Annotated in this window: 7 protein-coding genes and 1 pseudogene; 2 read left to right on the forward strand and 6 right to left on the reverse strand. The window is 29.1% G+C overall.

Features of this window, described 5'->3' with window-relative positions:
• Nucleotides 1-107 precede the first annotated feature (107 nt).
• Both QX51_RS01880 and QX51_RS01885 read left to right on the forward strand, forming a co-directional pair.
• Nucleotides 108-896 (forward strand): threonine/serine exporter family protein, encoded by a 789-nt coding sequence (locus tag QX51_RS01880; RefSeq protein WP_039678220.1) that lies wholly within the window; start codon nucleotides 108-110, stop codon nucleotides 894-896.
• Nucleotides 896-1,369 (forward strand): threonine/serine exporter family protein, encoded by a 474-nt coding sequence (locus QX51_RS01885; protein ID WP_039678221.1) that lies wholly within the window; start codon nucleotides 896-898, stop codon nucleotides 1,367-1,369. The genes QX51_RS01880 and QX51_RS01885 overlap by 1 nt, the downstream gene beginning before the upstream one ends.
• Before the next feature lie 22 nt (nucleotides 1,370-1,391).
• On the opposite strand, the gene QX51_RS21065 is transcribed toward QX51_RS01885, so the two are convergent.
• The 6 genes and pseudogenes from QX51_RS21065 to yidA all read right to left on the reverse strand — a co-directional run bounded on the left by QX51_RS21065 (nucleotide 1,392) and on the right by yidA (nucleotide 3,654).
• Entirely contained in the window at nucleotides 1,392-1,712 is a 321-nt protein-coding gene (locus QX51_RS21065; protein ID WP_052232825.1) for an HD-GYP domain-containing protein, read from the reverse strand.
• Complete coding sequence (locus QX51_RS21070) at nucleotides 1,712-1,960, reverse strand: HD-GYP domain-containing protein (RefSeq protein WP_052232826.1); 249 nt, start codon at nucleotides 1,958-1,960, stop codon at nucleotides 1,712-1,714. Before QX51_RS21070 ends, QX51_RS21065 begins: the two co-directional genes overlap by 1 nt.
• Nucleotides 1,961-2,026: 66 nt before the next feature.
• Nucleotides 2,027-2,080, reverse strand: a pseudogene (locus tag QX51_RS21740) (hypothetical protein); the annotation flags it as partial.
• Nucleotides 2,081-2,227: 147 nt separating this feature from the next.
• Nucleotides 2,228-2,470: a hypothetical protein gene (locus tag QX51_RS21080; protein WP_039678222.1), complete on the reverse strand. Its 243-nt coding sequence runs from the start codon at nucleotides 2,468-2,470 to the stop codon at nucleotides 2,228-2,230.
• A gap of 16 nt (nucleotides 2,471-2,486) precedes the next feature.
• Nucleotides 2,487-2,705 carry a PAS domain-containing protein gene (locus tag QX51_RS21085; RefSeq protein WP_039678223.1) on the reverse strand — a complete coding sequence of 73 codons (219 nt, stop codon included), beginning with the start codon at nucleotides 2,703-2,705 and terminating at the stop codon, nucleotides 2,487-2,489.
• Nucleotides 2,706-2,835: 130 nt separating this feature from the next.
• Nucleotides 2,836-3,654 (reverse strand): sugar-phosphatase, encoded by an 819-nt coding sequence (gene yidA, locus QX51_RS01905; RefSeq protein ID WP_039678224.1) that lies wholly within the window; start codon nucleotides 3,652-3,654, stop codon nucleotides 2,836-2,838.
• Between the last annotated feature and the right edge of the window lie 62 nt (nucleotides 3,655-3,716).

The raw sequence follows: 3,716 nt of genomic DNA on the forward strand, positions 1-3,716 counted from the left end.
GTATAAAATTATTACATTTAAATAAATACATCTTCTCTTTATATATTGAAAATGAAATGATATAATCTATTTCTAGTAGAATTATAATAGACATGAGGAGTATGTTTATGATAGAAAAAAATAATCACAAATATAAAAAAGATGTGCTAAGATTAGCCACATTTATAGGACAATTAATGCTTGCAAACGGGGCAGAAACATTTAGAGTTGAAGATACTGTGAAAAGGATTTGTAAATCAAGGGGATTTTCTCATATAAATGTATTTATGGCACCTAACACAATCATAGTATCTGATGATAGATTTGATGGATATACTTTTATGAAGGTAATAGAAAGTAGATGTATTAATTTAAATGTAATTGATGTACTAAATGATTTCTCTAGGAAATTCGTTAGCAATGTAGATATGCCTGTTGAAGAAGCAATATATGAATTAAAGAATTTAGAATTCAAGCCACCTCATACCCAAAAAGCAGTGAATATTTGGACTGCTATAGGATCTTCCAGTTTTGCCGTATTAGTAGGTGGGGACAATGTACTTACATTTATGTTGACGCTTATCACATCTGTAATTGCAATGATTACTTTTGAAAAAGTGAAAAAAGTAAGTAATATACCTGTATTTGCAACATTAGTTGCATCTATAATAATAGGAATTTGTGGTATAGGCTTAGTTGAAGTTGGAATCCTAGATACACCGAAAATGTTGATAGTTGGTTCCATAATGCCACTTTTGCCAGGAGTACCATTTATAAAAGCTATAAGAGATTTAGTATCAGGAGAACTAATGTCTGGAGTTGGTAGAGCAATTGATGCAGGAATAATTGCTACAGCCATAGCGGTTGGTGTAGGTATTTCTATGAACTCATATGTGAAATGGGGAGGATTATTATAATGATTTGGATGCCACTTTATATACACATAATATTTTCATATTTAGCAGCAGTTGGCTTTGCTGTATTTTTAAACTCTCCCCAAAAGACATTATATATATCTGGAGCTATTGGAATGACATCTTGGATTATATATGTACTTTTAATGAGAATAGGGTTTGATATGATGAGTTCGAACTTTATTGCGTCATCTATAGCAGCTTTGTTATGTGAGGTATTGGCAAGGAAAATGAAAAAACCAACTATTTTATTTGTTGTTCCGGGTATAATAACTTTAATTCCAGGTCTTGGATTATATAATACAATGTCTTATGTTATAGAAGGAGACTTCCAACAAGCTTTCACAACAGGCGCAAATGTATTATTTGCTAGTGGATCTATAGCTCTTGGCGTTATAGTTGTTTCTTCTTTATTTAGAACTTACTATAAAAAGTCCATAATTAAAAAGGATATTGAAAAAGCAGAATTAGCATAAATATATTAATGATATAGGGGAATTATTCTCCTATATCATTAATATATTCTATAAAAGATTGAAATAAGGTAGGATCAAATTGTGTTCCAGCACATTTCTCAAGTTCTTTTATTGCTTTATTTTTACTCATAGCGCTTTTATAAGGCCTATTATTAGTCATAACATCGAAAGAGTCTGCAATATTAATTATTCTAGATACTAAAGGTATTTCTTTTTTTTTTAATCCAAGTGGATAGCCATTATCATCCCATCTTTCATGATGTGTAATCACTCCTTTTGCTACAGTATACAGCTCATTAGAAGCGTTTATAATACGATATCTCTTTTCTGGGTGAGTTTTCATTATTTCAAATTCTTATTAGTAAGAGAACTAGATTTTAGTAATATATCTTCACAAATACCTATTTTATCAATATCATGTAGGGTAGCTACTAAAATTAATTCATCTAATTCGGAAATCTTAAAGTTTAGTTTTTCTTCTAAATCCAGGGCATATTTAGTTACTCTTTGAGCAAGTTCCTTAGTTTCTAAGTTTTTTTCTTCCAAGCTATTTATATTATAAAGATCTGTAAGTACATCTATCTCGCTCAAATACCTTAATTTTTCTTCTAATACTTTATGTTGAGTGATATCTCTTGAAATTCCAACTATGCCACTTATATTCCCATGGTCATCTATTATTGGTGTTTTTACACTTTCTTCAATTACTATATGACCATCAGGGTGCTTATAGCAGTTTTTTCAAAGCTAATTATTTTTTTAGTTTTCAAAACCTCTTTATCTTGCCTGTAGAAATTCATAACTTTATGTTTTTCGGACATTAAATCTAAGTCTGTTTTTTTAATATACTATTATCAGCTAACAAATCGTATTTATGTAGATTTTTAAAGTTATCTGAAAATGCTTTATTATAGCCAAGGTATATGGAAATTTCGTCTTTGTAGAAGATTGACTAAGGAAGTGTATCAATTCTAGTTGTTTTTGTTTTTTCTCATTTATATCAATAACTATACCTGCAACACCTTGTACCTCTTGATTTTTATCAAGAATAGGAAATACATATGATCTAAAATATGAATCTTTGATAAGAGCTTCAGACATAGTCAATTTTTTGTAATTAAGGTTTTTTTAGTTGTTCATTATAAATATTAGCTTTTCCCTTAGATACTGCATCAATAGTTTTCTTTCCGATTATATCGCTGGCATTTACATTATATAGATTCTCATAATGATCATTTATAAAGATTATTTTTCTATTAATACCTTGTATCCATACAGGATAAGGTATATTTTCCAAAAATAATTTATATATGTCTATAGAATTAGTACTCTCCATAATAGGTACTCTTTTTAAATATATTTTTTATAAATTACGACAAGGAGTATTTTACAATTATTCAATGTTTATGTCTATAAGCGCATAGAAAAAGGAATTACTTAGGTTATATTAAGCAATTCCTTTTTCATTATCTTTCTTCTAGTATAAATTTGTTTATAACATGAGCAACTCCATCTTCATTATTAGAAAGAGTAATATAATCAGCCAAATCCTTTATTTCTGTAGTAGCATTTCCCATGGCAACCCCAAGACCAGCATATTCTATCATGTGCTTATCATTTTCTGCATCACCAACACAGATTATTTCATCTTTATCTATACCAAGTTCTTTAGCCAGAAGAGATATACCACTACCTTTATTTGCACCTACATTTAAAAACTCTAAAAATGAAGGCGTACTTCTTACTATGGTATATTTTTCGTAGTATTCTTTAGGAATTTTTTTTATACATTCATCTAATATTTCGGGATGGTCTATCATCATGAATTTAGACATGGCAATATCTTTAGGAACTTCATCTAATGTAGTAACATTTAAATGAACTCCAGTTAAGTTACACTCTAATACTGTATAATCACTGATATCTTTATTAAAAGTATAAAGGGTTTTTGTATCATAGAAATGACTTCTAGACCCAACTTCAAGGCTTAAATTATACAAATCAACTAAGTCTTCATACTTAAGTGTTAAGTGAGATACAGGGCTTTTAGTAAATGTATCTTGAACTAAAGCACCATTGAAAGTAGCAGCATAGTCACCTTCTTCTTTAAGGTTTAACTCTTCTAAGAATTGTTCGACACCTTTTAATGGTCTACCAGTGCATAGAACTACTTTGACACCTTTTTCTTTTGCTTCTTTTATAGCTTTTTTTACACCTTCTGTAAGCTGGTGTGAACTATTGATTAAAGTTCCATCAATATCTAATGCAATTAATTTATAACTCATAATTCCTCCTGTTGCATACTAAAAAATTTTAGAATATTTTTTAACAATAATATATATAGTGG

It is taken from the genome of Terrisporobacter othiniensis (assembly GCF_000808015.1).
Lineage (GTDB): Bacteria > Bacillota > Clostridia > Peptostreptococcales > Peptostreptococcaceae > Terrisporobacter > Terrisporobacter muris.